Source organism: uncultured Algibacter sp. (assembly GCF_947495675.1).
Lineage (GTDB): Bacteria > Bacteroidota > Bacteroidia > Flavobacteriales > Flavobacteriaceae > Algibacter_B.
Genome location: NZ_CANLZX010000074.1, coordinates 1 through 276, shown reverse-complemented (window position 1 = coordinate 276; position 276 = coordinate 1). Strand labels below are relative to the sequence as shown.

General features: G+C 60.9%; 1 protein-coding gene. It reads left to right on the top strand.

Going from position 1 to position 276, the window contains the following annotated elements; genetic code table 11:
• Nucleotides 1-276, top strand: a 276-nt coding sequence (locus tag Q0842_RS16160) for a YggT family protein (RefSeq protein WP_298500538.1), incomplete at both ends; no start/stop codon positions are given.

Sequence of the window (276 nt, the reverse complement as noted above, 5' to 3'; positions counted from 1 at the left end):
CGGCCCGCTGCGCCGCATCATCCCAGCGCTTGGGCCTATCGACAGCGCTTCGCTGCTGCTGGCGTTTCTGCTGATGACCATCAAGTACCCGCTGCTGCTGCTGATACAAAGCCACGCGCTGTCGCTCAGCCCGTATAACCTGCTGTTCGGCCTGATCTCGCTGGTCAAGTCCGCCGGCTACCTGATCTTCTGGGTGATGATCATTCGTGCGCTGATGAGCTGGGTAAGCCAGGGCCGCAGCCCGATCGACTACGTGATGTACCAACTGACCGAACC